The sequence below is a fragment of the Gimesia chilikensis genome, from assembly GCF_008329715.1.
GTDB classification, from domain to species: Bacteria; Planctomycetota; Planctomycetia; order Planctomycetales; family Planctomycetaceae; genus Gimesia; species Gimesia chilikensis.
On record NZ_VTSR01000020.1, the window covers coordinates 101,064 to 127,942 of the forward strand.

The 26,879-nt window shown below is 53.2% G+C and carries 22 protein-coding genes; 8 read left to right on the top strand and 14 right to left on the bottom strand.

The window, feature by feature from the left end; genetic code table 11:
• Positions 1-7 precede the first annotated feature (7 nt).
• The 4 genes from FYZ48_RS22535 to FYZ48_RS22550 all read right to left on the bottom strand — a co-directional run bounded on the left by FYZ48_RS22535 (position 8) and on the right by FYZ48_RS22550 (position 4,125).
• Positions 8-2,038 (bottom strand): ABC transporter ATP-binding protein, encoded by a 2,031-nt coding sequence (locus FYZ48_RS22535; protein WP_187782165.1) that lies wholly within the window; start codon positions 2,036-2,038, stop codon positions 8-10.
• Positions 2,039-2,171: 133 nt separating this feature from the next.
• On the bottom strand, positions 2,172-3,098 hold the full coding sequence (locus FYZ48_RS22540; RefSeq protein WP_145187919.1) for an ABC transporter permease: 927 nt from the start codon (positions 3,096-3,098) through the stop codon (positions 2,172-2,174).
• 389 nt (positions 3,099-3,487) lie between these two features.
• Positions 3,488-3,799, bottom strand: coding sequence for an acylphosphatase (locus FYZ48_RS22545; RefSeq protein WP_149344578.1), 312 nt, complete (start codon positions 3,797-3,799; stop codon positions 3,488-3,490).
• A 122-nt stretch (positions 3,800-3,921) separates the two neighbouring features.
• Positions 3,922-4,125: a carbon storage regulator gene (locus FYZ48_RS22550; RefSeq protein ID WP_145042092.1), complete on the bottom strand. Its 204-nt coding sequence runs from the start codon at positions 4,123-4,125 to the stop codon at positions 3,922-3,924.
• Between the two features lie 626 nt (positions 4,126-4,751).
• On the opposite strand from FYZ48_RS22550, the gene FYZ48_RS22555 reads away from it, so the two are divergent.
• Positions 4,752-5,813 (top strand): Gfo/Idh/MocA family protein, encoded by a 1,062-nt coding sequence (locus FYZ48_RS22555; protein ID WP_145042093.1) that lies wholly within the window; start codon positions 4,752-4,754, stop codon positions 5,811-5,813.
• A 229-nt stretch (positions 5,814-6,042) separates the two neighbouring features.
• Positions 6,043-6,882 (top strand): MBL fold metallo-hydrolase, encoded by an 840-nt coding sequence (locus FYZ48_RS22560; RefSeq protein ID WP_149344580.1) that lies wholly within the window; start codon positions 6,043-6,045, stop codon positions 6,880-6,882.
• Positions 6,883-6,980: 98 nt separating this feature from the next.
• Here FYZ48_RS22560 and FYZ48_RS22565 read toward each other — a convergent pair whose 3' ends face one another.
• The gene (locus FYZ48_RS22565; protein WP_149344582.1) at positions 6,981-8,354 is read right to left on the bottom strand and encodes a Gfo/Idh/MocA family oxidoreductase; all 1,374 of its coding nucleotides are present in this window, start codon (positions 8,352-8,354) and stop codon (positions 6,981-6,983) included.
• Between the two features lie 278 nt (positions 8,355-8,632).
• On the opposite strand from FYZ48_RS22565, the gene dinB reads away from it, so the two are divergent.
• Positions 8,633-9,826 carry a DNA polymerase IV gene (gene dinB, locus FYZ48_RS22570; RefSeq protein ID WP_149344584.1) on the top strand — a complete coding sequence of 398 codons (1,194 nt, stop codon included), beginning with the start codon at positions 8,633-8,635 and terminating at the stop codon, positions 9,824-9,826.
• Positions 9,827-9,847: 21 nt separating this feature from the next.
• Here dinB and FYZ48_RS22575 read toward each other — a convergent pair whose 3' ends face one another.
• The 3 genes from FYZ48_RS22575 to FYZ48_RS22585 all read right to left on the bottom strand — a co-directional run bounded on the left by FYZ48_RS22575 (position 9,848) and on the right by FYZ48_RS22585 (position 14,545).
• Positions 9,848-11,401, bottom strand: coding sequence for a sulfatase family protein (locus FYZ48_RS22575; RefSeq protein ID WP_149344587.1), 1,554 nt, complete (start codon positions 11,399-11,401; stop codon positions 9,848-9,850).
• 136 nt (positions 11,402-11,537) lie between these two features.
• Positions 11,538-13,769 (bottom strand): ABC transporter permease subunit/CPBP intramembrane protease, encoded by a 2,232-nt coding sequence (locus FYZ48_RS22580; protein ID WP_187782166.1) that lies wholly within the window; start codon positions 13,767-13,769, stop codon positions 11,538-11,540.
• Complete coding sequence (locus tag FYZ48_RS22585; protein WP_149344591.1) at positions 13,769-14,545, bottom strand: ABC transporter ATP-binding protein; 777 nt, start codon at positions 14,543-14,545, stop codon at positions 13,769-13,771. Before FYZ48_RS22585 ends, FYZ48_RS22580 begins: the two co-directional genes overlap by 1 nt.
• A 453-nt stretch (positions 14,546-14,998) precedes the next feature.
• Between FYZ48_RS22585 and FYZ48_RS22590 the strand changes: the two genes are divergently transcribed.
• Positions 14,999-16,249: an outer membrane protein assembly factor BamB family protein gene (locus FYZ48_RS22590; protein WP_149344593.1), complete on the top strand. Its 1,251-nt coding sequence runs from the start codon at positions 14,999-15,001 to the stop codon at positions 16,247-16,249.
• Between the two features lie 14 nt (positions 16,250-16,263).
• Here the strand turns inward: FYZ48_RS22590 and FYZ48_RS22595 are convergent, their stop codons facing one another.
• From FYZ48_RS22595 to FYZ48_RS22605, 3 genes are all read right to left on the bottom strand, one after another.
• Positions 16,264-17,193, bottom strand: a complete 930-nt coding sequence (locus FYZ48_RS22595; RefSeq protein ID WP_149344596.1) for a hypothetical protein — start codon at positions 17,191-17,193, stop codon at positions 16,264-16,266.
• A 211-nt stretch (positions 17,194-17,404) separates the two neighbouring features.
• Complete coding sequence (locus tag FYZ48_RS22600; RefSeq protein WP_149344598.1) at positions 17,405-17,857, bottom strand: hypothetical protein; 453 nt, start codon at positions 17,855-17,857, stop codon at positions 17,405-17,407.
• A 99-nt stretch (positions 17,858-17,956) separates the two neighbouring features.
• Complete coding sequence (locus FYZ48_RS22605) at positions 17,957-18,970, bottom strand: DUF1559 domain-containing protein (RefSeq protein ID WP_149344600.1); 1,014 nt, start codon at positions 18,968-18,970, stop codon at positions 17,957-17,959.
• A gap of 566 nt (positions 18,971-19,536) precedes the next feature.
• On the opposite strand from FYZ48_RS22605, the gene FYZ48_RS22610 reads away from it, so the two are divergent.
• Positions 19,537-20,610, top strand: a complete 1,074-nt coding sequence (locus FYZ48_RS22610; RefSeq protein ID WP_149344602.1) for an NAD(P)/FAD-dependent oxidoreductase — start codon at positions 19,537-19,539, stop codon at positions 20,608-20,610.
• Positions 20,607-21,176: a class I SAM-dependent methyltransferase gene (locus tag FYZ48_RS22615; protein ID WP_149344604.1), complete on the top strand. Its 570-nt coding sequence runs from the start codon at positions 20,607-20,609 to the stop codon at positions 21,174-21,176. Before FYZ48_RS22610 ends, FYZ48_RS22615 begins: the two co-directional genes overlap by 4 nt.
• Before the next feature lie 7 nt (positions 21,177-21,183).
• Here FYZ48_RS22615 and FYZ48_RS22620 read toward each other — a convergent pair whose 3' ends face one another.
• Complete coding sequence (locus FYZ48_RS22620; protein WP_187782167.1) at positions 21,184-21,426, bottom strand: putative signal transducing protein; 243 nt, start codon at positions 21,424-21,426, stop codon at positions 21,184-21,186.
• Positions 21,427-21,693: 267 nt separating this feature from the next.
• Between FYZ48_RS22620 and FYZ48_RS22625 the strand changes: the two genes are divergently transcribed.
• Entirely contained in the window at positions 21,694-22,956 is a 1,263-nt protein-coding gene (locus FYZ48_RS22625) for a dipeptidase (RefSeq protein ID WP_149344608.1), read from the top strand.
• Positions 22,957-23,013: 57 nt separating this feature from the next.
• On the opposite strand, the gene FYZ48_RS22630 is transcribed toward FYZ48_RS22625, so the two are convergent.
• The gene (locus FYZ48_RS22630; RefSeq protein ID WP_149344610.1) at positions 23,014-24,939 is read right to left on the bottom strand and encodes a hypothetical protein; all 1,926 of its coding nucleotides are present in this window, start codon (positions 24,937-24,939) and stop codon (positions 23,014-23,016) included.
• Positions 24,940-25,610: 671 nt separating this feature from the next.
• On the opposite strand from FYZ48_RS22630, the gene FYZ48_RS22635 reads away from it, so the two are divergent.
• Positions 25,611-25,883 carry a hypothetical protein gene (locus tag FYZ48_RS22635; RefSeq protein ID WP_149344612.1) on the top strand — a complete coding sequence of 91 codons (273 nt, stop codon included), beginning with the start codon at positions 25,611-25,613 and terminating at the stop codon, positions 25,881-25,883.
• Positions 25,884-25,970: 87 nt separating this feature from the next.
• On the opposite strand, the gene folD is transcribed toward FYZ48_RS22635, so the two are convergent.
• Positions 25,971-26,849 carry a bifunctional methylenetetrahydrofolate dehydrogenase/methenyltetrahydrofolate cyclohydrolase FolD gene (gene folD / locus FYZ48_RS22640; RefSeq protein ID WP_149344614.1) on the bottom strand — a complete coding sequence of 293 codons (879 nt, stop codon included), beginning with the start codon at positions 26,847-26,849 and terminating at the stop codon, positions 25,971-25,973.
• Positions 26,850-26,879: the final 30 nt, after the last annotated feature.

Sequence of the window (26,879 nt, forward strand, 5' to 3'; positions counted from 1 at the left end):
CTCTGGTTTAACGTTGTTCGATCGGAGTATCCTGCGAGTGCCGGAACTGGTTAAATCGCGTGTACTCCCAGTGACGATACAGGGCGGATTTCTTCAACAGGTTCGATTGACTGTCGACCGCTTCCACTTTGCCTTCGTGAATCACGACGACCTGATCAACGCGTCGCAGAGTCGTAATGCGGGAAGGAATGACCAGCACGGTCCGGTTCTGGAAAATCCGGGAGTAGGCATCTTCGAGCAGAGTTTTGGTATCCTCATCGAGCGGCCCTTCCGGTTCTTCGATGATCATCAGAGCCGGCTTTCGCAACAGGGCGCGGGCTAATCCTAACCGGAAACACTCACCCGTTGTCAGATCTTCCCCGTGCTGCCCCAGCACGGTTTCGTAACCTTGAGGCAGTCCCTGGATGAACTGATGCGCGTGTGATTCTTTTGAAGCCGCGATGACTTCCTGCAGCGAATACCGTTCATCGCCGCAGCGGATGTTGTCCTTAACGGTTCCGGTGAGACAGGGATCGTTCCCGCTCACAAAAATCGCTTCCGCCCGCAGAGACTCCAGGGTCACCCACGCTGTGTCTTCGCCGTCGATCAGGACCCGGCCCGAGCGGGGTTCAATAAAGCGGGGGACCAGGAAACTGACAGCGCGCGGGGCGAGTTTCTCCAGTGAGACCAGTGCGGTTGTCGTACCGGCGGGAATTTTCAGATCAAAGCCCTTCAAGATCGGAGACGAACTGGGCGTGAGACTGTAATTGACGTTTTCGAACTGCAGTGCCGTCGACATCGGTTCCAGAAATTTCGCTCCGACTGCCTGCCCGACTTCGGGGATCAGGTTCAGATAACGATAAATCGAGCTGGCAGCCACAGTGGATTCTTCGCGCACACGGAACAGTTCATGCAGACCGTTGACCGGCAGGTAGAAGAAGCCGAAGATTCCCACCACCAGCACCGCTGCAGAGAGCGGCAGGCTATCCGGATTCACGAGGACTTTATACCCCACCAGAAAGACAACCAGGCACGAACAGAAGACGGCCAGGCCCCGGGCGATACGATGTCCCCAGCCTTCAACGCGTTTCAGCTTCTCCAGGTTTTCGGTGTACTTCGCCAGGTGCTTCTGAAACTGTTCATGCTCCGGGTTTTCCATTCCATAGCCGCGGACCAGGCGTGTGCTCCGCAGATTTTCAGCCAGCAGGGAAAGTTCGGTATCGATGGTGACCAGTGTTCTGGCATGCTGCAAATCGTAATCTTTGCGATGCTGCATCAGAAAATACCAGGCTGCGGCCAGCGGGATGATGCACTGCAGCGTTAAACGCCAGTCGATGGAAATGGCAATCAACAGCAGAATCGCCAGCGTCACAGTATGCCGCGTCAGACCGTAGACCCAGTGGAAGACGCCGTTCTGTACGGTTCCCACATCCTGAATAAACAGGTGAAACGCCTGATCGGTCTCTTTCCCCGACAGATCTCCGGGGCCCAGGCGGAGCGCCTGGCGATGAATCATATTGCGTAACGTTGTCGAAATATGATGGGAAACCTTCAGGCTCCGCAGTCGGCATCGCCAGCGGATCAACACCCGGATGCTGGCCACGACCAGCGCGACTAAAATCAGTGTGAATAACGCGGACTGATTCTGCTGCAGCAAGGGGACGCGCTGATACACGCTTTTCATGATCCCCAGATGGTATTTGGAATGCGTCCACCAGACGGAGGGCAGAATTCCCGTATCGGAAAGGACCAAACGATCTGGAGGAGTCGCTGATTTTTCGGCCGTGGGAGCCGCTTTCGGCTCCGGTTCAGGAGCGGGCTTTTCTTCCGCGGCGGCAACTTCGTCAGTATCGGCTTTCGGCTCAGCCGGTTCCTCGGATGGTTTGGCTGCTTCAGCTGGTGCTTCTGGTTCGGGACTGGCCAGGATTTCCTGCAGTTGCTGAACCCGCTCAACCCCCTGCACCGAAATCTGCCCACGATGATCCAGCAGATCCAGGATCAGGAAAAACAGGATGAGCAGAAACGCCAGCAAGAGGCCATTGATGAACGACCAGAACACAACGGATCTGGCAGACCCACGAAAAAACTCCCGCGCGGGGAACGCGCGATGGAATGCGTTGGGCTGACGATTTGACACAGGACCCACCGAATCTGTTTTAAGTGATTAAATTAAAAGGCCTGTCCCCTGTCTGTCAGGCAAGGTCCCGGTCTTCGAAAAGGATGAAGGCAACCAGAATCGCAATTCCGGAATAGAGCAGACAGCTTAATGCGGAATGACCAATATAGACAGGTGGAACCACGGTTCCCGTTGCGACCGCAGGTGACATATTGAAGTTATCCAGGTTGGGCAGAATCGTAGCAATCAGCTGCCCGGTAAACTTCACAAATTCCAGTCCCTCCGCCTTGGCCTGAACCAGGTTGGGAGTGAGGTGGCCAATGATATAGACGCCGAAGCAGATAATCATGTTGACCATCATGGGCAGACGCGTCGAGATCGCCACGCTGATGGCGGCCAGAATGGCGACTTCCATATAGATCAGCAGAATCCCGGGCAGAATCAGCCAGACCGCAGCCATCCGCTCGGCGTGCGTTGGTGGTTCCTGGGCCGCTTCGCGGGCATCATAGCCGACTTTGAAGTAAACCAGCAGCAGGAAAGTGATCACCATCGGCAACATCAGCCAGACGACGGCCTTCAGAATCCCCAGGTATTTCCCGACGATAAACTGACGGCGGTTGATCGGCTTCGACAACAGCGTCATGGCCGTCTTACCTTCAATTTCATCAGCGATACTGGTACTCGCCGACCACACGGCCAGCAACAGACTGCAGATCAGGATCGTGGCCAGACCACAGTCCATCAGCATCTTGACGTCATCCCCCATCGAAAAGAACGGGAGAAACGTATTTAACAGCAGCAGGATTAAACCAAGTGCCATCAGCAAGAGGAACACGGGCTGGCGAATGGCTTCCTTCGTGGTCGCCCTGGCGATTACACCCGCCTGGGTCATCGAAGTCACACCGAACAGGAGTACAAAATAGATTGCAACTCCGATTCCGGTAATCCACCATTGCACTGTCAGATTTGTCGTCTCAGCAGCCAATACCAGCAGGTTTCCCATTGTTTATGTACCGTCTTTAAAATAATGCATCAAAAAGTCAGTGCCCGCAGCTGACACCTGAGTGCGCAACTACACTTGCATCATACGAATGAAGTCTGCTCCGATGTTGGTTTTATTTTTGAACTTCTGAAAAAAGAAAGAGAATTCAGAATTCGCAGACCATCACCGGAAAGCAACAGCTACTTTACCGAGAACCGGTGGCGAAAGTAAAGAAAACAGACCCAAACGCCCCGCGTTTTCCCCAATCTGACAGGCAGCTTCGCTATAACTTGCCAAATTGCTGCCATGCTCACGGCAAATGGGTGGGGAGCCTGTGCCTGTTGAACTGCAAAGCGGGTTTTGACTGATAGAAACCTGGCGTGTCGGTGATCCAGCAGGGATCGGAGCGCTCAATATTCGATGGTGAAACTTTGACGACCGGGATCGACCGGGGCCCCTTGAATCGATACATCCGTCACATTCGTTGCGAATGTCAGCATCATATCATCGAAAAACCGATCGAGTACTGACTGATCACGGGCCTGCACGACCAGTTCCACGGTTCCATCAGACAGATTTTTGACGAATCCGGTAACAGGGTAACGCTCCGCCAGTTGAGTTGTGCGATATCGAAATCCGACGCCCTGCACCCGCCCCGCATAAATCGCGCGTAGACTGATCAGATCCGTCGATGAACCGGATTGATGAGGATCAGCACACATGGCCGATATCCTCTCTATCAAGAGACCGTAAATTAATGAGCGAAAAAACGTTGATCGGAGACAGTACGATCAGAAGGGACTTTAAGCCCTGAGAAATGAATAGAGACTTCGGTCGTACTGCTTTAATGCGAAGAAGGCTCTTCAGTCAGCTGCCCTGATTCCGGCAAGTCTGAAAAGTCGATACACAATTCTTCGCGAACAATGCTCATGCTGCGCGGAGCATCAATTCCTAATCGCACAGAATTGGGGCCAATACGAACAATCGTCAGGGTTACGTCATCGCCAATCCGAATCCGCTCGCCGGGCTTACGTGATAATACAAGCATTTCTTTTCGAATCCTTCGTTTTCTGTTCCCTCATACTTCCCTGTAACCTTCCAGGAAGGTCGAAAGCATTGTGCAGGATGAGGGTAGTTCAAGAGTACTCATCTCGACAATTCACTGAAACCAGCCAGCAAACTGCCATCACTACGATGTCGACATCAGTATGATAACAGCTTTTGAATTATCATGTCCAGCCCAGACTGAAAAATAACGTCACGACCCGTACAACCGCCAAAAACCGCCCCGAAACCACTCATTTTACCCAAAATCGTGCCCAAAAATCAGGCACAACCACCCCTGCACAATAAACAGGCACAATCAGCGACATCGTCAGAGTTCTCATAACCAGACAATTTCCCCTCAGCCCGCTGACCGGTGCCCAGCTCGCAGTCAATTTCCAATATAATGGACGCCACAGGTTCTACTGAAAACCGGTCCGTTCGCTGGAAAAGAATTTCAAAATTTCTTTCTCTCCTCTCAGCCGGTTACCGGTTGGCGGCGGTGAATGCAGATGCAAAAGAAGACGGAAAAGCAGCGGGGAACCGCTTGACGATTCCCACTTTGATCGTCAGTCTTTAGCAACAGTGTTAACTAACTCAGAATTTCTGCCTCGCTATCAGGGGAACATCATGGTTCGTATCGGAATAATCGGCGTCGGTTTTATGGGAATGGCTCACTACGAAGGAGCCAAAAAGCTCAAAGGAGCCAAGGTCACTGCGATCTCAACGCGCGATCCCAAGAAACTGTCTGGCGACTGGAGCAGCATCGAAGGCAACTTCGGTCCCCGCGGAGGTCAGGTCGATCTCTCCAAGGTAAAACAGTACAGTGATTACCATGAACTGCTGGCAGACCCCGATATTGATCTGGTCGATATCTGTCTTCCCACCGAAATGCATGAAAAAGTCGCCATGGATTCCATCCAGGCCGGCAAACACACACTGGTCGAAAAGCCGATTGCCATCGACCTCAAGGCCGCCAACCGGATGGTGAAGGCAGCCGAAAAAGCGGGCGTACAGTTCATGGTCGCCCAGGTCCTTCCCTTCTTCCCGGAATTTCAGTTTGCCGTTGAATGTGTTCGCAGCCAGAAATATGGAAAACTGCTGGCCGCACACTTCCGCCGTGTGATGGCTCCTCCCAAATGGTCAGAGAATATTGAAGACTTCCAGAAACTGGGTGGCTGGGGCATCGACCTGCACATTCATGACAACCACCTGATCAGCCTGATGTGTGGCGTTCCCCAGAAAGTGACCTCCCGCGGGATCGAAAACAAGGGTTACATCAACCACGTGCATACCGTTTATGACTATGAAGACCCGAACCTGGCGATCAGCTGTGTCAGCGGTGGCATCGCGACGCGGGGCCTCGAATTCGCCCACGGCTTTGAACTCTACTTTGAAGAAGCCACCGTTCTCTTCGGAGCCGGAACGATGGGTGTCGGCAAAAATAAGGAATGGGTTGTCAGCCAGCCGCTGACATTGATCACCAAGTCCGGACAGCTGAAACATCCAAAACTCAAAGGGGGCAACGAATGGTGTGCCGCCTTCACGCTGGAACTGCAGGCAGCCGTCAATGCGATTCAGTCGGGTGAAGAACCCGAGGCACTCTCCGGCGCCCTGGCCCGCGATGCTCTGAAAATCTGCTACGCGGAAGCAAAAAGTATTCAGACAGGGCGATCCATTCCTGTCAAATAAGTGTCACTTCAGCTGTTGAAGTACACATAATTATAATCACACCGCCGATTCTCGAATCGTTCTCGAAAACCGGCGGTGTATTTCTTGGTATACTGCTGAAAATGAAGTAATCTGAGCCTGATTCCCGGGCAATTCAGCCCGATTCTTTAATCACTCCGACCTGAACCGGTAACAAGAACCGGTTCGGTTCTGAAAAACGGCTCTGCCCAGTCTCTGATAAGCTAAGCTCATGCTCGAAAATCTGCCTCTCCAATCAGTAAAATATAAAGGACTCACCATCGAGGGGTATTCTCGCGCTGCAGTACAGAGTTACTGGAGGATTCCCGAGCTGAAACTTGGCTTTGACCTGGGAGCCAGCCCCTGGTCATTTATGGGAACGTCGGTGTATTTTATTTCCCATGCGCATCTGGACCACATGGCAGCGCTCCCCGCGTACGTGGCCCGGCGGCGGATGATGAAAATGAGCCCGCCCACGATCTATCTACCCGAAGAAGTAGTCGATCCCGTCTGGAAAATGCTCCGCAGCTGGCACAAACTGGACCGGGGCCGCATGGACTGTGAACTCATCGGCATGAAAGACGGCGATGACATTCAGCTGACCCGCGAACATGCTGTCACTGCATTTCAGACCAAGCACACGGTCCCTTCGATCGGATTCCAGGTCTGGGACTGTCGTAAAAAGCTCAAGCCGGAATTCATGGGTAAACCGGAAACCGAAATTCGCGATGCGCGGATGGCGGGAGTCGAAGTCAGTGAAGAAATCCGGGTGCCCCTGGTCTGCTACACGGGCGATACTGCTCCCGCGGGACTGGACCACTTCGAAACTGCTTATGAATCAAAAGTCCTGATCACCGAGATGACGTTCCACCGTCCGGAACATCGGCGGGAACGAATTCATAAGTTCGGGCACATGCACCTTGATGATATCATCGAACGCGCCGACCGTTTTAAGAACGAGTTACTGATTCTCGCGCATTTCAGTACGCGCTACCACGATAATCAGGTGCTCAACGCGGTCAAAAAACGGGTTCCCGAGGATTTACTCGAGCGTATCCATCTCTGGCTGTAATTTACCCGGCCGCAATTGACTGCGAGACTCCGACAGCAGATCTGTAAAAAAAGCCTGGAAGGGATCACCCCTCCAGGCTTTTTCTGTGCAGTCAACGTTTATGCGTTGATCTCGTAGCCTTTCCGCTGTTCACGGCTCTGCCACTGGTTGGCTTCATCATCGCCAATGATCTGTTCCGTCTGGGGATCCCATTTCAGAGATCGATTCAGGCGAATCGCAATGTTGGCCAGGTGACAGGTGGTGATTGCGCGGTGGTGCGTCATCACATCTGAGATTGGCTGCTCACGGGCATCGACACATTCATAGAAGTTCCGCATGTGATCGCCGGGCTGGCGTCCTTTGTAGAGTTCCTTGATGGTATCGCTGGAAAGTGGATTGTCTTTCAGGTCTTCCACAGGCTTTCCGGTCAGATCGCCGCGGCTGACAAACATCCGCCCCTTGGTCCCGCTAAACAGAATTCCGTTACGACCATCGCTTTTGATCGTCATCTTCACATCGTTCGGGAAGGTCGCCTGAACTTCAAACTTGGAAGCCACATTGTATTCATCATCCTTGGTCGGCATACCGTCTTTAAGAGGAACCGGATGCACTGCGGAAATCGGCACGACCTGGGTCGGTCCGGAATGATCCATGCCAATCCCCCACTGGGCGATATCCACATGATGCGCACCCCAGTCGGTCATTTTGCCACCGGAATATTCATACCACCAGCGGAATTCGTAATGGCAACGGGTTTTAGGACGTCCGTCGGCTGATTTCCAGCGGTAATCCGTCATGGGTGCCTGGCCCAGCCATTTGTCCCAGTTCAGAGTTTTGGGAACCTCGGCCACGGGAATGGATCCGCTGGGCTCAATGCCGCCAATCACACATTCCACTTCGGTGATATCACCCAGACGACCTTCCTTGATGATCGCCAGTGCGTTCAGGAACCGCTGATTCATTTCGCTCCGCTGCTGGGTGCCGACCTGGAAGACCCGGCCTGTTTCCTTGAGCACTTTGATGATCTGCTTGCCTTCATCAATCGTCAGAGTCAGCGGCTTTTCACAATAAACGTCCTTGCCGGCTTTCATTGCTTCAATGGCAATTTTGGTGTGCCAGTGGTCGGTCGTTACGATCGTCACGATATCGATCTCGGGATTTTCCAGAACTTTCTGGTAGTCTTCGAAGACCGCGACTTCTTTGTTGTTGCCTTTTTTTCCCTGAATTTCTTTGACCTTGTCGTGTGCTTTACCAGCGTGTGCTGCATCCACATCGCAGACGGCAATCACGTCTCCGTACTTCATCGCATTCGGACCAACGGCATTCCAGCGGCTCCCGGTACCGATACAACCCACCACGGGGCGATCATTGGCTGCTTTGAACTTATAGGCGCTGGCAGGATTAACATTGAACCAGAAGGGAACGCTGCTTCCCGCGACTGCGGCTGCTGAGGTTTTCAAAAAGTCGCGACGATTCTGCTTGGAATTACTCACTGAAGACTCCTTATCTACATGGAAGGGTGCGCGCCGATTTCAGGAATGGAATCACGCAGGTGCAGGATGATTGATCAATGAGTCCATTATAAGGAACTCGGAATCGGCAATGCAAAGATCAAGACTGCTTTATGTCTGTTTTCTTCATACGACTTGTCCGGGATTCCTGATAGAATGAAAGTATCAAAAAAGTGCCGCCACCTCACTTTTGCTGATCGAACGTGGCGAACCTGGTTTTATAAAAGACCCTAACATATTTTCTTTCCTGAAACGGTAGCATGCGCACCATCCTGCACGTGGATATGGACGCCTTTTACGCGTCCATCGAAGAACGGGATCACCCGGAACTCAAAGGGCAGCCGATCATTGTCGGCGGTCGGGCTGAGTCACGGGGTGTCGTTTCCGCTGCCAACTATGCCGCGCGCAAATTCGGCGTTCACAGTGCCATGCCGATGAAAACCGCCCGCTCACTCTGCCCCCACGCACACTATTTTCCGGTCCGGATGAAAGATTACGCAGCCGTCTCCCATACACTGCAGCAGATCTTCCAGCGTTTTACCCCTCTGGTCGAGCCGTTGTCCCTGGATGAAGCATTCCTCGATGTGACGGGAAGCGAACTGCTCTTCGGTACGGGTACAGAAATAGCGCGCACGATCAAGCGCGAAGTTCAGGAAACGTTACACCTGATCGCGTCCGTGGGAGTCGCGCCAAATAAGTTCCTCGCGAAAATTGCCAGCGATGCGGACAAACCGGATGGTCTGGTGATTGTCGCGCCTGACCGCATTCATGATTTTCTCGACCCACTGCCCATTTCACGCATCTGGGGCATTGGAAAAGTTGCCACCCGCCGCTTTAACCAACTGGGAATTCAAACCGTCGCTCAATTACGGGCCCTCGAACCGAAATTACTCACGGAACTGTTCGGCGAACAGGGTGCGCATCTCTGGAAGCTGGCACAGGGGCTCGATGAGCGTCCCGTGGTGCCGGAACGTCAGGCCAAATCCATTTCGCGCGAAACTACTTTTTCCCGCGATGTGACCGATCTGGAAATCCTCAAGTCCGTCCTGATTGAACTGGTAGAAGACGTGGCCCGTCGGCTCCGTAAAAACCAGTTGCGCGGAAAAACGATTCAGCTCAAAATCAGGTACGATGACTTCTCAACCTTTACGCGGGCATCGACTATCGCGCAACCGACGGACATCACCCGCGATATCCAGGCCGCCGCCCTGCAGATGCTGGAACACCGGCTGCCGGCCCGCCGGCTGTCAATTCGACTGATCGGGGTCGGCGTTTCCGGTTTCGATCAGAGCGCCGTTCAGCAGCGCAGTCTGTTTGACGAAGAGGATCAACAGAAACACTCCCGACTGGACCAGATCAAAGATCAGATCGCCGACCGTTTCGGAATGGATTCGCTGAAACGCGGCAATCGCATTTTAAATGATGCGCGAGATGAATCAGCGGAAGCAGACTGAGCTTGAATTCCGTTTTTTTCTTCAATCTTTGACTGGTGCCCAGCGCAACTTTTGAGTTGTCTTAAATTCGACTTGCCCGTCGTTTTGGCTTTGCTGGTTCGGGCGACTGCTGCCCCGATCGATCAATGCCTGCAGGTCGGCTGTCATCTGTCTGACCCGTTCCGGATGTTTCTGTGACAGATCCTGCTCTTCCGCAATGTCAGACTGCAGGTGATAGAGCTCTGCGATCGTCGGCTTGCCGCGCGATTTTTCCAGATTGCGTCCGCTCAGTTTATACACCAGTTTCCAGGGACCATCCCGGTAGGCAAATTCACCAAAGTTCGAGTGATTGACCACTGACGTGCGTGAGCCGCCTGACGCTTTTCCCTGCAGTGCGGGGTAAAAGCTGAGACTGTCTTCTGCGCCGGCTGCGGGTAATTTTGCTCCCAGGAGATCAGCGCTGGTTGCCAGGAGATCCGTCAGGCAGATCAGCTGGTCACTGCTGCTGCCCGCCTGTACTTTTCCGGGCCAGCGGACGACCAGCGGAACGCGGTGTCCCCCCTCCCAGACATCGCCTTTATGTCCGCGATAAGGACCGCTGGGGAGATGACCGGCTTTGATCAGATCATTCCAACCCGTGTAATGCGAATGACCATTGTCTGCAGTGAAGATCACCACGGTGTTCTCGCCCAGTCCCGCCTGGTCAATCGCCTGAATCACCTGACCTGCAGACCAGTCTGTTTCCATCACAAAATCAGCCACGGGTGCGATGCCACTTTTTCCACGGAAAGGGGGCGAGGGAACCACCGGCTCGTGCGGAGAGGTCATCGAAAAATAAAGAAAGAATGGTTCCTGCTGTGCCGCTTGCTGTTCGATGTACTTGACTGCCCGCCGGGTTAATTCGGGAAGAATTTCCTGCATTTTCCAGTCGGGTGCCGCCGGAGCGCCGGTGAATGCTTTGGGCAACACAATTCCCTCTGCGGGATCGGGTTGAAATTTTGCTGTGGGCTGTGGAAAGACCCGGTTGTTTTCAATGAAGGTAAATGGAGGCAGATTCGGCAGATCGACGCCGAAGAAATAATCGAAGCCCCGGTCAATCGGTCCCCCCGAAATTGATTTGGTAAAGTCCCAGCTCAGTTGCCACTGGCCGTTGCGTTTCTCCGTCATCTGGCTGGGCTGCGGTCCCGGCCAGTTCCAGCCCAGATGCCACTTTCCGATGCAGGCGGTTGTATAACCCTGCGACTTGAGAAACCCGGGAAATGTGAGTCGGTCGGCAGCGATCAGCGGAGGTTCGTAAGCGGCGATCACCCATTCCTGCAGGCGCGTCCGCCAGGCATAGCGGCCTGTGAGGAGTCCATAGCGGGTGGGAGTGCAAACCGCCGAACCACTGTGGGCGTCGGTAAAGCTCATCCCCTGCTTTACCAGACGGTCGAGATACGGCGTTGGAATTTTGTTATCCGGATAGTGTGCCTGGATATCGCCCACCCCGAAATCATCGGCCAGAATGACCACGATATTCGGTCGCTGCTGTTCAGCTGCCGAAAGCAATCCGGAGCTCAGACACAATAAGAGACAACAGACAAGCGGACGCAACATGGTAGACTCCTCAAGACGATCCAGGACAATGAAGCAGGAGATTGCCAACTGCAGCTCGCTGTGAAGCTGACAGTATTTCTCTTATTTATCCTACCGGTTATAAAACGACAGCGAAAGCAGGACTGACAGAAAAGCGTTAACCAGCTGTCGGGGGAGTGACGCCGACCAGCGTCTCGTCTGTTTTCTGGTTCCGGCTACTGAAATAAACCAGCGCGAACCCGACCACGATGGAACAGAGGGAAACGATCAGCCAGAAAAGGGGCAGATGTTTCTGGTCCTGCAGGTTCATGTCCCATTGTGAGAAGTAGTGCTGATAGCTGGCGAAGGTAATCAGCAAGCCGTTGTGCAACATGTGCAGCACAATCCCGGGAATGACACTTCGCGAGAGGACGTTGACATATCCCAAAGAGATTCCCATGAAGAAGCTGGGAAAAAACCGCTCGATAAACAGGGAATCACGCACGATGACGTGGAAGAGTGCGAACAGAAACGCTGAAATGAAGATCGATTTGGTACTCGAAAATCGGTTCAAGAGACCGCTCAACAGGTAACCGCGGAAGAAGAGTTCTTCGCAGATCGCGGGGAGTACCGCCAGGCTGATCAGCTTGATCCAGAGTGGTACCAGCTCCAGTTCCAGCTTCATCGAATCAAATAGTTTCGTGAGAACTTCAATGCGATAGTCGGTCAGGGCGAAGATCTCGATCTCGTAAGCCATCGGCCAGAGCGTGAATCCCAGCAGGACCGCTCCCACGCAGGCCAGCGGTCGGGGGCGATTCCAGCGAAAGCCGGACTTCAGATTCACACCACCCAGCCAGGCGAATAAAAGTGGGATCAGCAGAAACAGACAGAAGGTGAGCGTGCCTGATGCCAGCAGTCGCATCGCCATGGAAAGTTCCTGCAGCCGACTGATAAATGCAGCCGACAGGATGAACACCGGAAACAACACCGCCAGACAGAGCACTGCATTATTCAGCGCGGGGGCGGCATGGGTTTTGGTGGAACGCTTGAAAAAATCGCTCCAGGAAGCCTCACTCTGATACAAAATTGTATCGGTGCCGAATATCCGGGCGGCCAGGCTGAGGGCAACCACGCCGTAGAAGACCGTGGAAAAGACGGAAACAAAAAACAGTGCCGGCTGCGCCTGATGCAGTAAAAAATCGCGGCTGAGCAGTACGATATTCGCCAGGGGAATCACCGCCCAGAGCAGCGTCATTTTGAGATCGGGCACCAGGCCGATGACACCGGGGGCCATCGAGATCAGCATCAGCGGAATCAGGTAGGCCTGTGCTTCTTTGAAGCTGCGGGCAAAGCTGGTAATACAGAGCAGGACCGCAGAGAAGAAGGCGGCGAAGATCAACAGGAGTAACAGAATCTGCATTAAGACGACCGGCGTCAGCCCCTCGCCGAACAGCATCCCCTCCAGACCGTTTGCATAAGCGGTCGCCAGCATCGCCACCATATTCACGAGGGCCGTCAGCGTCGCCACCGCCAGGACGGCAAAAAACTTGGAACACAGAATCCACATGCGGGGTAACGGCGCAGCCATTAAGGTTTCCAACGTTCCACGTTCGCGTTCGCCGGCTGTCAGATCGATTGCGGGATAGACGGCGCCAGTCATCGTCATCAACAGCAGAATCATGGGGACGAACGTCACCAGGGAAGCCCCCTGTCGCATCTCGGACTTTACCGGATCAAACGTCGCGATGAACGGAACGGTGTCGCTTTTTCCCATTTCTGTCAGCAGCTGGTCGCGGTAATTCCAGCGTACGGCCTGCAGACGTTTCTCGACATATTCCGCGGCCCGTCGACTGTGGGGCGACTGTGCGCCGTAGGTAATCTGAAAACGGCCACTGTGTCTCTCTCCACCCTGATCAGCCTGCGCAGTGTCGATGGGAATGTAGCGTACGCCCACATCGACCAGACCATCGCGGACCAGTTTCGAAATGTTTTGATTTTCACCGGAACTGTCGGCGATCAGAAACTTGATTACCGGATCGACCCGTTGAAAGCGGGCCAGGGGCTGCTCGTCGTCAGCTGCTTTCTGTTCGACAGGCGACATGCCTGGATTGGTTGCCAGCAGACGGTTCCCTTTAGTGAGCAGGGCGCGAAACAGCTGTCCCTCTGATTCGTTGGAGAGAATAATTCGGTATTCGACTTTGCCCAGCTGGCTCATCTGGCTCAAAAAGAACTTCTGCAATAGAAGACCAAGCAGTGGATAGACCAGCAGCGGCATCAGGATCAGGGTGATCACGGTGCGGCGGTCGCGGAGAATTTCGCGTAGTTCTTTCTTCAACAGACCCGAAAAGCGAAAACCGGTCGTGGGAGTGTAGATCCGGTGATCCGAGTCCTGATCGTAGGGTGACACCATTAAAGCAGTTCCCCCTGTGCCGCGGCGACTGTTTCCGATTTTGTCACAGGCGCATCCAGCAGTTGCAGGAAGATCTGGGTTAATGTCTGACAGGAAGTGCATTGCTGCAGCTCTTCCAGTGTGCCCTCGTAGCTTTTCTTACCCTCGTACAGGAGTCCGAACCGATCACAGAGCTGCTCGGCTTCATCCAGACGATGTGTGCAGACGATGACGGCTTTGCCTTCATCACGGAGATGGTCGATGTAATCGAAGATGACCTTGCTGCCGACCACATCCAGACCACGCGTCGGTTCATCCATCAGCATCACGGGCGGATCGTGGATCAGGGAGCGTGACAGATTGACGCGTTGCTTCTGACCGGTGCTCAATGTAGCAGAACGACGATCGAGAAATTCGGAGAGCCGGAACAGGTCCGACAGTCGCGCGATACGGTCTTCCGCCTGCGCCGCGGAGACGCCATAGACGTCGGCGAAAAAAGAGAGGATCTCGCGGGGCGTCAACCACTGGTACAGGCCGGCACTGGTTGAGACGAGGCCGACCCGTCGTTTGATTTCGTCGGGATGCGTCGAGACGCGAAAGCCTTCGACTTCGGCATCGCCACTGGTCGGTTTGAGCAGGCCGAGAATCATGCGGAGCGTTGTAGTTTTACCGGCACCATTGGGCCCCAGCAAACCATAGACTTCCCCTGCTTCGACTGCGAACGAAATATGATCGACGGCCAGAACATCCTGTTTTCCGGCTTCGAAAATACGTGTGAGGTTTTGAACGCGGATCATAACGGCCCTTAGTCCTGATTCTAAGAGAACCCCGGGAGCGCACCAGAGGTATCAATGAGAATTCAATTGCAGATCATTGCTTGAATTCATTAGAACCAGAAACGCTTGTAACTTCAGATTGGAAGAGCTCGCCTGCCTGAATCATGTTGAATTCACTGGAAGTGCGAATAGAAATGCTGGCGCATAAATAACCTGATTCGGAACTGATTCATCTTAACAAACCAAAAGTCAATCTGTCACCTGTGAAAACAGGTTTCCTGAACGGAAGACGGGAATGCATCCTCTTCTATGAATATTTGAATATCTACCACCGGGTATTTTAGTAAACAAAACTTTGAAGCCAGACTCTCCTTGCAGACCGTTCTCATGCAACACACAATAGAACCGAAATACTTACTTCAAGCTGCTCAGATTTTCTGTCCAATCCATTCCCGTTTGAAAGCCGTTTCCGTAATGAGATGCTTCCCCCGCCAGATCGTGCTGACACTTCTGTTCTGCCTGCTTGCGTCCAGCCTGTTTGCCGCTGATGACTGGCGCGTGTGGCGCGGGCCCACGGGAAACGGGGTGGCGGCTGCCGGGCAAACACCACCAGTCAAGTGGTCGGAAACGGAAAACATTCACTGGAAAACCCCACTCCCCGGACGGGGCCATGCCTCGCCGATCGTGGTTAATGATCGAGTACTGATTGCGACCGCTGATGAGTCACAGGAAATCCAGTCGGTGGTTTGTCTCGCCCGGGACTCGGGGAAGATACTCTGGAAAACCGACGTCAACCGGGGTGGTTTCGCTCCCAAAATTCATCAGAAGAATACGCACGCTTCTCCCACACTCGCTTCCAATGGCGAACTGGTTTTCGCGGCCTTCCCGCATCATGAAAGTATTCAACTCACGGCGCTCGATCTGGATGGGAAACAGCGTTGGCAGATCCGGGCGGGGGGCTTTCTGCCCAGGGCGTATCAGTTCGGCTATGGTCCCTCTCCCCTTCTCTATGAAAATACGGTGATCGTGGCAGCCGAGTATGAGAAGAACGGTTACCTGGCTGCCTTCGATCAACAGACGGGCAAAGAAGTCTGGCGTCTCGATCGCCCTGATAAAATCAATTTCTCGACGCCCATTGTCGCCCGCATCGCTGGTCGGGACCAGCTGCTACACAGCGGCAACTCGCGGGTTGCGAGTTTCGATCCGCGAAATGGTCGCGAGATCTGGTCGGTCCCTGCTCCCTGGATTGTCAGCTGTGGCACCATGGTCTGGGATCAGGAGCTCGTCTTCGCCAGTGGTGGTTTTCCAACCAAGGGAACCATCGCGGTGAAAGCAGATGGTTCGGACAAGGTCGCCTGGACGAACCGCGTCAAATGCTATGAGCAATCGATGCTGGCTGCGAATGGATATCTCTATGCGGTCGATGACAACGGCATCGCCTACTGCTGGGATGCACAGACCGGGAAAGAGATGTGGAAGCATCGCCTGGGCGGGAAAGTCTCTTCCTCACTGGTCCTCGCGAACGGCAATCTGTATCTGACGAACGAACGGGGGACCACGTTTGTCTTCCGTTCGAATCCTCAGAAATTTGAACTGCAGGCAGAAAACCAGCTCGGCGACGAAGGTTTTGCTTCGCCGGCAATCTGCGGCAGTCAGATCTTTCATCGCGCGGCCGGACGCGCCTCGGGAAAACGTCAGGACATGCTCTACTGCATCGGCAAATAGTCTCTGGTCAGACTCTATTCTGCCTTGGCGGGCTCAGCTGCTTTCTGCGGTGGTGCCACCTGTTGATTTGCCGGAACCGGCTGACCAAAGGCTCGAAAGCCGCGCATCTCCTGGGGTAATCGAAAATAGAAACGGTTGGCGGTGTACGCGTTCGTCCATTGATAACGGACCTGTCCTTCTTTAGGACGGACGCTCATTTTGGGACTGGTCCAGACTTCCTGCTTGTCGAGTTGGACTGTCGTCGCTGCTGCAGACAGTCGCGCACAGCCATAAGACCAGGTCTTGCCGTCGGTTTCCAGAATCAGGATGACCTCGGGATTGAACCCGCGTTCAAAATAGAACGCCGCGGCATCCGAATTCTCTGCATCGGTCGGTTGATACTGGTCGAAGGGAGTGGGATGCAGATTCAGAAAGATCTGTTCGCGTCCCAGCATCTCCTCGGCTGAAAATCGAATTGCCAGCTGTTGCATCTGGTCCAGTCGCTCTTCCGCGGTTGCCGCCGGTTCGGGTGCATCGGGCAGTGGTTTGAATTCGATCCCGACCTCCCAGGGTTGCCAGGTTACACTGGGCCCTTCAATGCGAAACGGTTTTTCGGTCAACGAGAGGAATTCATAAGTGGCGCGTCCTGCAGACCCTTCCGGGTGATCCATTTCCACGGCGATATATGCCCAGGGGCGGCCCGTTGTTCCTAAACGCCAGATCGCACCTTTCGTCACTTTATATTTGGGATCATGATATTTCATGACCGGTTCCTGGACGAAAGCCAGCGGCGCACTACGTTCTTCCCTGGTTCGAATCGACCAGGCATTGAGCAACTCCCGCATCGTATCGATTTTAGTATCATTGGCCGCCTCTTCTTTTTCCTCAGCAACGATTGGCACAACGACACAATAGAGTAAAACCGCTGCAAAACTACTGAGAAATGTGATTCTCCGGCGCATCATGACGAGTTCCTTGCTTGAGACAGATTCAGTTCGACGCGAACCCATTATATGAACACACAGCCAGTGATCAAATATAAAGTTTGCTAAACGGGCGATTATTTAAGAATGTCTATTATTTCTGTCCCGGTTGGCTACCGCTGTCTTTCGCGCATAAAAAAACGGCAGCCCTGATTTCAGGACTGCCGTTTTCCATTCCATTGAAAGGAAATCGCTACTTTGCTTTTTTGATATTGGGATTCAACAGACTATCGGCTGCGGCATCCCCTTTGGCAGACTTCAAAATGATTTTGATTGAATCTCCGCCCCCTTCGGGAATCATCACCTGGGTCTCCTGGACTGCAGGTGGAGGATCCATCAGGTTTTCTCCCATATTGCCGAGAACCACACGGTAACTGCCGGGGGCAGCCCCATCTTCTTCCTCATAGGTTCCCAGCACAAAGGTGCCATCTTCATTCACGTTCGCCCGGGCGGTCCGCACATTTTCTCCACTCGTCAGTGGTAAGAGATCAATGTGAATCGGTCCGAATGGTTGATCATCCAATGTTAATGTTCCAGAAGCCGGAACGGTCTGAACTGTCCGCTTACTGCCTGCAGCATCCCCGCCTCCACAGCCTGTCAGACAGATCATCAGGGTTGCCAACAGTACGTTCGCTGAGCGCATCATCGTATGTTTGTTTCCTATTCCAAAATGACAAATGAACTTCAGGTCATCAGCACGCTTTCCTCTCCCGGAGATCCGGGAGAGGAAACTGAGAACTGCTGATTAAAAATCGCCAACGATACTATCGAAGCGACCACCGGCAATCGTATTGAGCGACATCCAGAGGCTGGGTGCTCCAGTTGACTGGTTGTGATCACCGTGGTAATCGATGTTTTCACTGATGAATCGTACCGAACCATCGGCCATCAGGAAGTGAGCGCCTCCCTGATGCACAGAACCCGGTCCTGGCCATTCTGAGTTCAGACAGTGAGCAGCGATATAAACCGGCCCCCAGGCATAAGGAGCTGTTTTAAAGAATGTGGCATCTTCACCGGTGGAAGTACCGTCCGGTAACAACAGCTGATTTCGGGGATCGTTCATGACCACGATGTGTGTCGAAGCAATAAATGCCATGCGGTAGACCGCTTCTCCACCACCGTCGCGGAGTCGGCCGGCACCACAGGTTCGTCCGCCACTGGCAAAACCATTTTGCGGAACTTCACCCACGGCAATGGTCGTGGTGGTTCCATCGGTGATGTCACGAATCCGGACTTTTGATTTCAGCGTGAAGACGCCTGTGTGAACCTGGTTGGGTCGATCCCACCAGTCAAATCCCTGAGATCCGGCATAGTTGGTGGTCGCGAAACCATCACGGGCGCTGGGATCATGGTCCTGGTCTGAAGGGCAATGCAGGACAGGCAGTTTAGTCGCCTGAATTGGTCCTGCCGTTCCAGTCTGGCCCAGCAGCGGTGCAGAGAAATTAATCTGATTATACAGGGGCGCCTGTTCCAGGAATGGTAAAATCAGAGTAATCCAACTGTAGTTACGAGCTCCCGGTGAGGAACCACCCGGAGCGTTCGTCCAGACATCGTTGGGAAACATCGAGTGTGTTTCATGATAGTTGTGCAGTGCCAACCCGATCTGCTTGAGGTTGTTCTTGCAGGTACTTCGACGGGCCGCTTCGCGCGCCTGTTGAACGGCGGGTAGTAGCAGGGCGATCAAAATTGCGATGATCGCGATGACCACCAGCAATTCAATCAACGTAAAGCCTCTCTTCTTTGAGCGTTTCAACTCCATACTGACTCTCCTTTAAGATTAAGAATAGTGATTATTGAGATGATAAAATCAGTCTCTCTCACAACACGCAGTATCGCTTCTCTCTCAGATGAAAATGAAAGGACATCTGATTGAATGAGAGTATAAATCGCTGCTCAGTACGCTCGTTTAACACCAGTTAAAACTGGCGTCACTCGTAAATAGAATTGAGTCTAAGTCCGTTACCGGAAATTTATAAGATGAGTGGAATCCCAAGAGACGGGGAGGAGATGCGAAAATCCAAACGAATTATTAATGGAAATTAAATAAATCAACACTCTCCGATACGATTTTAATATGAGTTTTATAAAATTGTCAAACAAGATATTTCGATGTTACGACATTTCGAAATAAGTAAGATTCCTTAATAATGAACAGGATTTCTAAGGTAGATTGACAAGGCCCTACGCAGTTGTGTCGATACAGTTGTGTGACAGAGAACTGTAGAATTTCTTCTTCGTAAGAAAATCTGCTACAGAACTATGTGGATGATATTACTTCCTGACTCTTTACTGTTTTAACAGTGACTCACCAACGAACCGCGCTGCATGTTACCACTTAAACATTTTGACTATCTCATCGTCGGCCAGGGACTCGCAGGCACTGCGCTCGGCTGGACGCTGCAGCAACGCGGCTATCACACCTTGATCATCGATCGTGTTGAAGAGATCACGTCCTCGAAAATTGCTGCTGGATTGATTACGCCCATAACCGGACTGCGTCTGGTGGTCTCCTGGCGACTGGAAGAATTCCTGCCCTTCGCCGTCCGCTTCTATCGTGAAATTGAAGCGCTTACCGGTTCCCGTTTCCTGGAGTTGAACCCAATGCTGCGTCTGTTCGCTTCAGAGCAGGAACAGGAACAGTACCAGCAACGATCCCAGACACATTTTCCGGAACTGGTTTCGATTCCCGAGCCTCTGGCGAACGAATCAGAATTCGATGTGTCACAGGGGGGATTCGAAATGCAGAGCGGAGGAAAACTGGATGTTCCCACTTACCTGGAAGCTTCGCGAGAGTGGTTTCAACAACAAAACTGTTTTTTGAAAGCGGACATCGATCCTCAACAGGACCTGGCATGGGAAGCAGACCAGGTCCAGATCAATCGTCTGGGAGTGAGTGCCGACAAAATCATTTTCTGCCAGGGGATCCAGGCGCGGCACAATCCCTGGTTTGAAAAAGTGCCTTTTGAGGGCGTCAAAGGAGAAATCCTGACCTTGAAAATTCCAGGTCTGACAGAGCGACGCGTGGTGAACCGGGGAGTCTGGCTCGCGCACTGGCAGGATGACCTGTATCGCGCCGGCTCGACTTATGATCGGGAACACCTCGACTGTGAACCCACGGCTGCCGGCCGTGAAGAAATCATGCAGCGTCTGACCGAATTTCTGAACGTTCCATTTGAAGTTGTCGAGCATCGGGCCGCGGTCCGTCCGGTCATTCGCGGACGACTGCCTGTATTGGGACTGCATCCGGAAATCCCATGCGTCGGATTCTTCAACGGTTTTGCCTCGAAAGGGAGTCTGCAAACCCCCTGGATGGCAGCCCATTTTGCCGATGTACTGGAAGACAAAGCGACGCCGGAAAAACAACTGGACCTCAGCCGTAAGCTCAAACCAAAATCATGACACGTTTAACCGACCAGGCACACGCACGCATCTCTGATATTCTCCGCGCCGGTGAAACCGCCATCGACGCCACTGCGGGGAACGGGCACGACACCTGTTTTCTCTGTCAGACCGTTGGTCCCACGGGGTACGTGTATGCAATCGACATTCAAGAGTCGGCACTGGAGCAGACAGCCACACAACTCGCGGAGGTGGACTGCTTTCATTGTGAACTCATCTGCTCTGATCACAGTCTACTGGCAGAGATCGTTCCGGCTGAACACCAGGGCGCGACGGGAGCGATCATGTTTAACCTGGGCTACCTGCCCGGGGGTGATCACAGTCTGATTACACAGCAGGCAACCACAGTGCGGGCGCTGGACGCGGCGATCGGTTACCTGCGTCCCGGAGGAATTCTGTCGATCCTCGCTTATCCGGGACACCCTGGTGGGGAAGCAGAAACCGGCGCCATTGTAGAATGGATGAATGAGTTACCTGCCAGCGAATTCAAAACGGAAACGATCCTGGCGCGTTCGTCTGCACCAACCGCGCCACGTCTGCTGATTGTCACCAGGCAGGAATCCTGAGACAGAATTATTCCTCTTCAGAGGAATCCTCGTGCGATTGCGAAGACTCACGGATTTCGTCAATGATCTGGCGGGCGCGATCTACGTTCGATGAGACCACATCGACTTTGATCTCAAAGATTCCGGTCATCGCAGCCTGATTTTCATTCTCGAGCAGACAGCGAATGCCTTCCCCTTCCAGCGTCATCTTGATGAATTCCGCTTCCATCACATTCGTCGTTGAATAGACAGTTTCCAGACTATCACTCATTGTTTTGTGTTCCTTAGACAAACCGTCCCTGAAGAGTGAACTCATCATGGAGCGCTTCACAGTCAGTCAAATAATGGTCTCGTACCCTGTAAGGCTAACCTGATTCAGTATTAACATCAATATTAAATACACAGGATACGCTTCAGGTCGCTGATGATCCCCAGGAATTTATCAGCAGGGTGACTGGAATTGAATCGCAGGGTCACCGCCTGCTATTCTGTAAGGGTGCTCTGATTATCATCGCCATCTAACAAGGGATCTCTCCCCATGAACCGCCTGTCACTCCGAAGTCTTTTCCTGCATCTCCTGACTCCCCTGCTGATCACAGGCGGCCTGATTCCCTGCCCGACTCAAGCGGAGCCCCCTGCAAAGAAACCTGTGGTCCTGACGGACCGGGCCCGTGAGTTGCATCGGCAGTGTCTGGTAGTCGATGGTCACAACGACCTTCCCTGGACGATGCGGGAAAAAGCGGCCTCTTCCTTTAAACAGGCTGACATCGCCCAACCACAGCCGAAGTTCCATACCGATATTCCCCGGTTGCGTGATGGAAATGTCGGAGCCCAGTTCTGGTCCGCGTATGTTCCTACTGAGACCAGTCAGGAACGCAGAGCCGCTCATTACACTCTGGAACAGATCGACCTGATTCACCGGATGATCAAGCGTTATCCTGACGTATTCGAAATGGCATCCACGGCTGACGATATCGAACGGATTCACAAATCGGGCAAGATCGCCTCCATGATCGGTGTCGAAGGGGGGCACTCCATCGAAAACTCACTTTCATTGCTGCGGGTCTTCTATGGTCTGGGGGTCCGCTACATGACACTGACGCACTCAGACACACTAGACTGGGCAGACTCTGCAACCGATACAGCCAAACATGATGGCCTCTCCCCGTTCGGTGAGGAGGTTGTCCGTACCATGAACGAACTGGGGATGCTGGTCGATATTTCCCACGTCTCGCAGGCAACCATGGAGGATGTGCTGCGAGTCAGCCAGGCCCCCATCATCGCCTCGCATTCTTCAGCCCGGGCCGTCGCGGATCATGTGCGGAATGTGCCCGATGAGATCCTGGTGAAAGTCAAAGAGAACGGCGGGGTGGTGATGGTCAATTATTTCTCCGGATTCGTCGTACCGGAATCAGCCCGCCAGATGACAGAAATGTTTCATGTCCGCCGGGAGCTGAAAAAGAAATATCCCGATGAAACAGAGTTCAATCGGGAATACAATCGCTGGAAGAGCAGCCACAAAATGCAGCCCGGCACTATTCATGATGTGGTTGATCACATTGACCACATTGCTAAAGTCGCCGGAGTGGAACACGTGGGCATTGGTTCGGACTTTGACGGAGTCTCGACGCTTCCCAGTCAACTGGAAGATGTCTCAACCTATCCCCTGATCACCCAGGCGCTGCTCGACCGGGGTTATACCGATCAGCAGATCAAACAGATCATGGGACTGAACCTCCTGCGGGTCATGCGGGAAGCCGAGCAGGTCGCCCGTCGTCTGCAACAGCAGACCAAAGACTGACCGTCAGCTTCCCGTTGTTCTCTGTCACCCGCAGAAGAATCAGTTTCAAGCAAAACCCTATTTTGAATCCGGCAGCTTCGGCATGACAGGACGGGGTGCTACCAGCTCCCGCTCTTCAGCCGGGGGTGGTGCCGGCAGCTTCACCTGGGCAGGCTGCTCCTTGGGAGTCGCCTGCTTGACCTGTTTTTCCAGACGCTGCTGCTGCTGAACCTCTTTGAGATAATCCTGCAGCAGACGATAGGTGTTCTGAAACTCCTGACGATTCGTAATCATATGATATTGTGAATCGACCTGGACCTGCTGATAGTTGGCGATTACCGCTTCCAGTTCAGCCGGATCGGGAGGTGTGGAACTGGCTTCCAGTCCTTCAGGAAGTGCCAGGTAGTCTTTCCAGGCAGCATCCACGACATCGTCCAGCGACTGGTGTGCTCCCAGCAACTGATATTTCAGTTCGTCACTCTGCAGCTCCTGCTGTGCCAGCTGAGCGACATCCTGCTCGATGCGAACCATATCCCAGACTTCAGAAACTCCATCACTGAAAAACAGGATGACCGTCGATTTATCTTTGGTCAGACTGTCCAGGCCGGTCTCCATGGTGACGGCTTCTTCTTCCCCCACCTTCCAGACCGCACGCTGTTTTGTTTTATCAATCGCCCCCTGGAGAGGCAGAGTGATATTACCTTCTTTATTGAAGTAAGTCCCGGCGATCGCACCATTCTTGCCGACCGCCAGCTGGACTGTGACATTCACGTCCTGGGTCCCCTGAGGAACGATCGCGAATAACCCGACCGGCATCCACTCTGCTGACTCTTCAGGAGGAGTCACGCTTTCGGCAATCTGATTGGCCTGGGATGCGTAATCGTTAACAGGTGCAATTGGCGTCCCATCATTGTAGATGTAGCCGTCATTGATGGAATAGTTATAGACGACGGGTGTCAGATTGTTGTAACCGCACCAGGAAACCAGACCACCGTAAGTAGCCCAGATCCAGGGACGGTAACCGTATCTGCGATAATGGTAGTAAGGATAGTATCCGTAACCGCGGCGATATCGACTATAGCCGTAACCGTATCCATAGCCGATTCCGAATCCGTAGCCTGTCCGGTAACCGGACCAGTAACCAGGATTATAACGATAGGATCTGCTGGCGTAGCCAGTATGACCGCGGCCACGATTGTAGTTTCGTCCTGAACTTAATCCGGTACCGCCATGTCCGGCATGATGATGTCCGCCGGAACGTAAACCAGGATTACTGTGTCGATGCTGACTGCCAAAGCCAGACTGAATTCCACCACGGCTATAACCGGTGGCTCCCCGGTAATATTGATCGGTTCTGCCGTGACGACTTCCCCCCGAACTTAATCCGCTGATGTTGCTTCCCCGGCGGGATCCGAAATCCTGAACCGACGAGCGGGAACGGTTGGAAGCGGAAGAACCGGATCGGTTGCGACTGCCGGAATGCAATCCCGGATTACCGGTCACACTGCGTTGTCCCCGCGAAATGGAATTACGGGGAGAATTCTGCGATCTGCCGGAAGCAGAGGAACCGGAATGACCGGGACGCATTGTGGTATGACTGGAGCGTCCCGAAGAACTGCCGAATGACTGATTGAAGGATCGCGAAGGAGCACTGTGTCGACTGCTGCCTGAACCGCGAAAGGAACTTGAGTTCGAACGTGAGAATGAACGCCCGGGAGATGACATTGAGCGGGACGATCCGCTACGCTGGCTACTCCCCCGAGAGATGCTGCCCCGGGAAATACTCCCTCGGGAAATGCTCCCTCGCGAGCTACTGCCGCGGGACATGCTTCCGCGATGGCTTCCCCCTCCGGAAAATCCACCCCGGTGTCCGCCACCGCCTCCGCCACTTCGATGACCACCGCCGCCTCCGCCGCCGCGACCACCCCGTTGGGCGAAACTATCGACTTCGCTGACGCATAACATCGTCAGCAACACTAAGAACGTGATTGATATCTTTTTCATTGAGTTCACCTGACCGACCACGAAGGTGAAAGCCCCCATGCATCGTCCTGATAATATTTCTATGCGAAAAAGCGGACAGGTTTCCTACCTGACATCCGAGCCCGTTAAGCATAAAGAGAGAGAAAACTGATCAGGCAGATATCTCGCCGTCAGTATCCAGACAGACGTACTGAGACTGTAACCGTCTATGGTTATTATCTCTGGTGTTCAGGTGGGGTAGGAAGCAGAGATAAAATTTTATAGCAGCGCAGACAGCACAAACTACTGTTTTCAACTGACTCAGCGACTTCGCATCCTGCTGGAATGCTGCCGAATCTCAATGGCCCGTATATCTGTCACAATAGGAATCGGGGTTGTAAAAGTCAATAACTGCCTGTCCGCAACAGATCTACCGTCAGGCATCAACCAAAGTGCATGGGTCAGGAATCGCTCTTTATTTCATGCGTTCCAGGCCCGTTCCAGAAGCAAATATTCACGTTTTTAAAAAATTCATCATTTCTTTGGAATAAACGGGAATCAATGGGCCTCTTACAGGCAGCAGGGACCGATTGGGCCCTGTCTGACGCACGAGACACATTACCGGGTTTCTTTCATATCATGGAACTGGCCCCGGTCTGCAGGCCTCTCATCCCTGCGGATCTGTTATTGAATCGAGAATTTGGAGAACTGAGATGAAATCACTGTCGACACTTTTCACCATGCTGGCCCTGACCCTGTTCTTTGTTGGTTGTGGCAAAACTGAAACTACCCCCAACGAAACTCCTGCTCCCGCAGAAACGCCTGCTGAAACTCCAGCAGAAACTCCTGCTGCTCCTGAAGGGGAAGCTGCTGCACCAGAAGGTGATGCCGCTAAGCCAGAAGAAGCTGCTGCCAAACCAGAAGAAGCTGCTGCTAAGCCAGAAGAGGCCAAACCAGAAGCCAAGCCAGAAGAAAAGAAACCCTAAGCTCTGGCATGTCATTTATGATGACGACACAAAAAAAGCTCTCCTGATCTGTCAGGAGAGCTTTTTGTTTTGGTTGTTATACTCAGTTTAGTTTGCAGCTGCGTTGCCACTCAGAATGCGGGCTGCGGTCAGCGTATTTTTCAGCAGCATGGCAATGGTCATCGGTCCGACACCCCCTGGAACCGGGGTAATCGCAGACGCGACCTCTTTGACACCTGCAAATTCCACATCGCCTACCAGCTTATCATCCACGCGGTTAATGCCCACATCAATGACAATTGCACCCGGCTTGACCATGTCGGCGGTTACGAATTCAGGCTGACCGATGGCGGCAATGATAATATCTGCCGACTTCACGATCTCTTTCAGATTCTGTGTGCGGCTGTGACAGATCGTCACCGTGGCATCGGCCCCCATGCCCCGCTGAATGAGTAACATGGCCATCGGCTTCCCGACGATTTCACTCCGTCCCAGGATGACGGCATGTTTGCCTGCGGTCTCCATCTTTGTCGAGAGGATCATCTGCTGAATGCCGTAGGGCGTACAGGGCAGATAACGGGGACGCCCCTGCACGATCAGACCCACATTTTCCGGATGAAAGGCGTCCACATCCTTGAGCGGATCGACCACATCCAGAATGGCTGTCTCATTGATGTGCTTCGGCAGCGGCAGCTGTACCAGGATGCCGTGTACACCGGGATCGGCATTGAGCTCTTTGACCAGGGTCAGCAGTTCTGCTTCGGTGGTTTCGGCAGGCAGCCGTTTTAAGGTGCTTTCGATACCGGCTTTTTCACAGGCCCGCTGCTTGTTACGGACATAAACGGCGCTGGCGGGATCATCGCCTACCAGTACCGCTGTGAGGTGCGGGACGACCTGCGTTGCTGATTTCAGCTCTGCGACTTCCTGTGCGATCTGTTCCCGAAATGTCGCCGCCAGTGCTTTGCCGTCAATAATTTCTGCTGACACCCTGTCATTTCCTTGTTCAAGAGGGGTTAA

Coding starts and splice junctions, on each gene's coding strand:
- FYZ48_RS22545 (WP_149344578.1), bottom strand. CDS start 3,799: ATGTGTGCTGATCCTCATCAATCCGGTTCATCGACGGATCTGATCAGT.
- FYZ48_RS22590 (WP_149344593.1), top strand. CDS start 14,999: ATGAGATGCTTCCCCCGCCAGATCGTGCTGACACTTCTGTTCTGCCTG.
- FYZ48_RS22625 (WP_149344608.1), top strand. CDS start 21,694: ATGAACCGCCTGTCACTCCGAAGTCTTTTCCTGCATCTCCTGACTCCC.
- FYZ48_RS22540 (WP_145187919.1), bottom strand. CDS start 3,098: ATGGGAAACCTGCTGGTATTGGCTGCTGAGACGACAAATCTGACAGTG.
- FYZ48_RS22600 (WP_149344598.1), bottom strand. CDS start 17,857: ATGATGCGCTCAGCGAACGTACTGTTGGCAACCCTGATGATCTGTCTG.
- FYZ48_RS22630 (WP_149344610.1), bottom strand. CDS start 24,939: ATGAAAAAGATATCAATCACGTTCTTAGTGTTGCTGACGATGTTATGC.
- FYZ48_RS22635 (WP_149344612.1), top strand. CDS start 25,611: ATGAAATCACTGTCGACACTTTTCACCATGCTGGCCCTGACCCTGTTC.
- FYZ48_RS22615 (WP_149344604.1), top strand. CDS start 20,607: ATGACACGTTTAACCGACCAGGCACACGCACGCATCTCTGATATTCTC.
- FYZ48_RS22620 (WP_187782167.1), bottom strand. CDS start 21,426: ATGAGTGATAGTCTGGAAACTGTCTATTCAACGACGAATGTGATGGAA.
- FYZ48_RS22595 (WP_149344596.1), bottom strand. CDS start 17,193: ATGATGCGCCGGAGAATCACATTTCTCAGTAGTTTTGCAGCGGTTTTA.
- FYZ48_RS22610 (WP_149344602.1), top strand. CDS start 19,537: ATGTTACCACTTAAACATTTTGACTATCTCATCGTCGGCCAGGGACTC.
- dinB (WP_149344584.1), top strand. CDS start 8,633: ATGCGCACCATCCTGCACGTGGATATGGACGCCTTTTACGCGTCCATC.
- FYZ48_RS22560 (WP_149344580.1), top strand. CDS start 6,043: ATGCTCGAAAATCTGCCTCTCCAATCAGTAAAATATAAAGGACTCACC.
- FYZ48_RS22575 (WP_149344587.1), bottom strand. CDS start 11,401: ATGTTGCGTCCGCTTGTCTGTTGTCTCTTATTGTGTCTGAGCTCCGGA.
- FYZ48_RS22550 (WP_145042092.1), bottom strand. CDS start 4,125: ATGCTTGTATTATCACGTAAGCCCGGCGAGCGGATTCGGATTGGCGAT.
- FYZ48_RS22605 (WP_149344600.1), bottom strand. CDS start 18,970: ATGGAGTTGAAACGCTCAAAGAAGAGAGGCTTTACGTTGATTGAATTG.
- FYZ48_RS22580 (WP_187782166.1), bottom strand. CDS start 13,769: ATGGTGTCACCCTACGATCAGGACTCGGATCACCGGATCTACACTCCC.
- FYZ48_RS22555 (WP_145042093.1), top strand. CDS start 4,752: ATGGTTCGTATCGGAATAATCGGCGTCGGTTTTATGGGAATGGCTCAC.
- FYZ48_RS22585 (WP_149344591.1), bottom strand. CDS start 14,545: ATGATCCGCGTTCAAAACCTCACACGTATTTTCGAAGCCGGAAAACAG.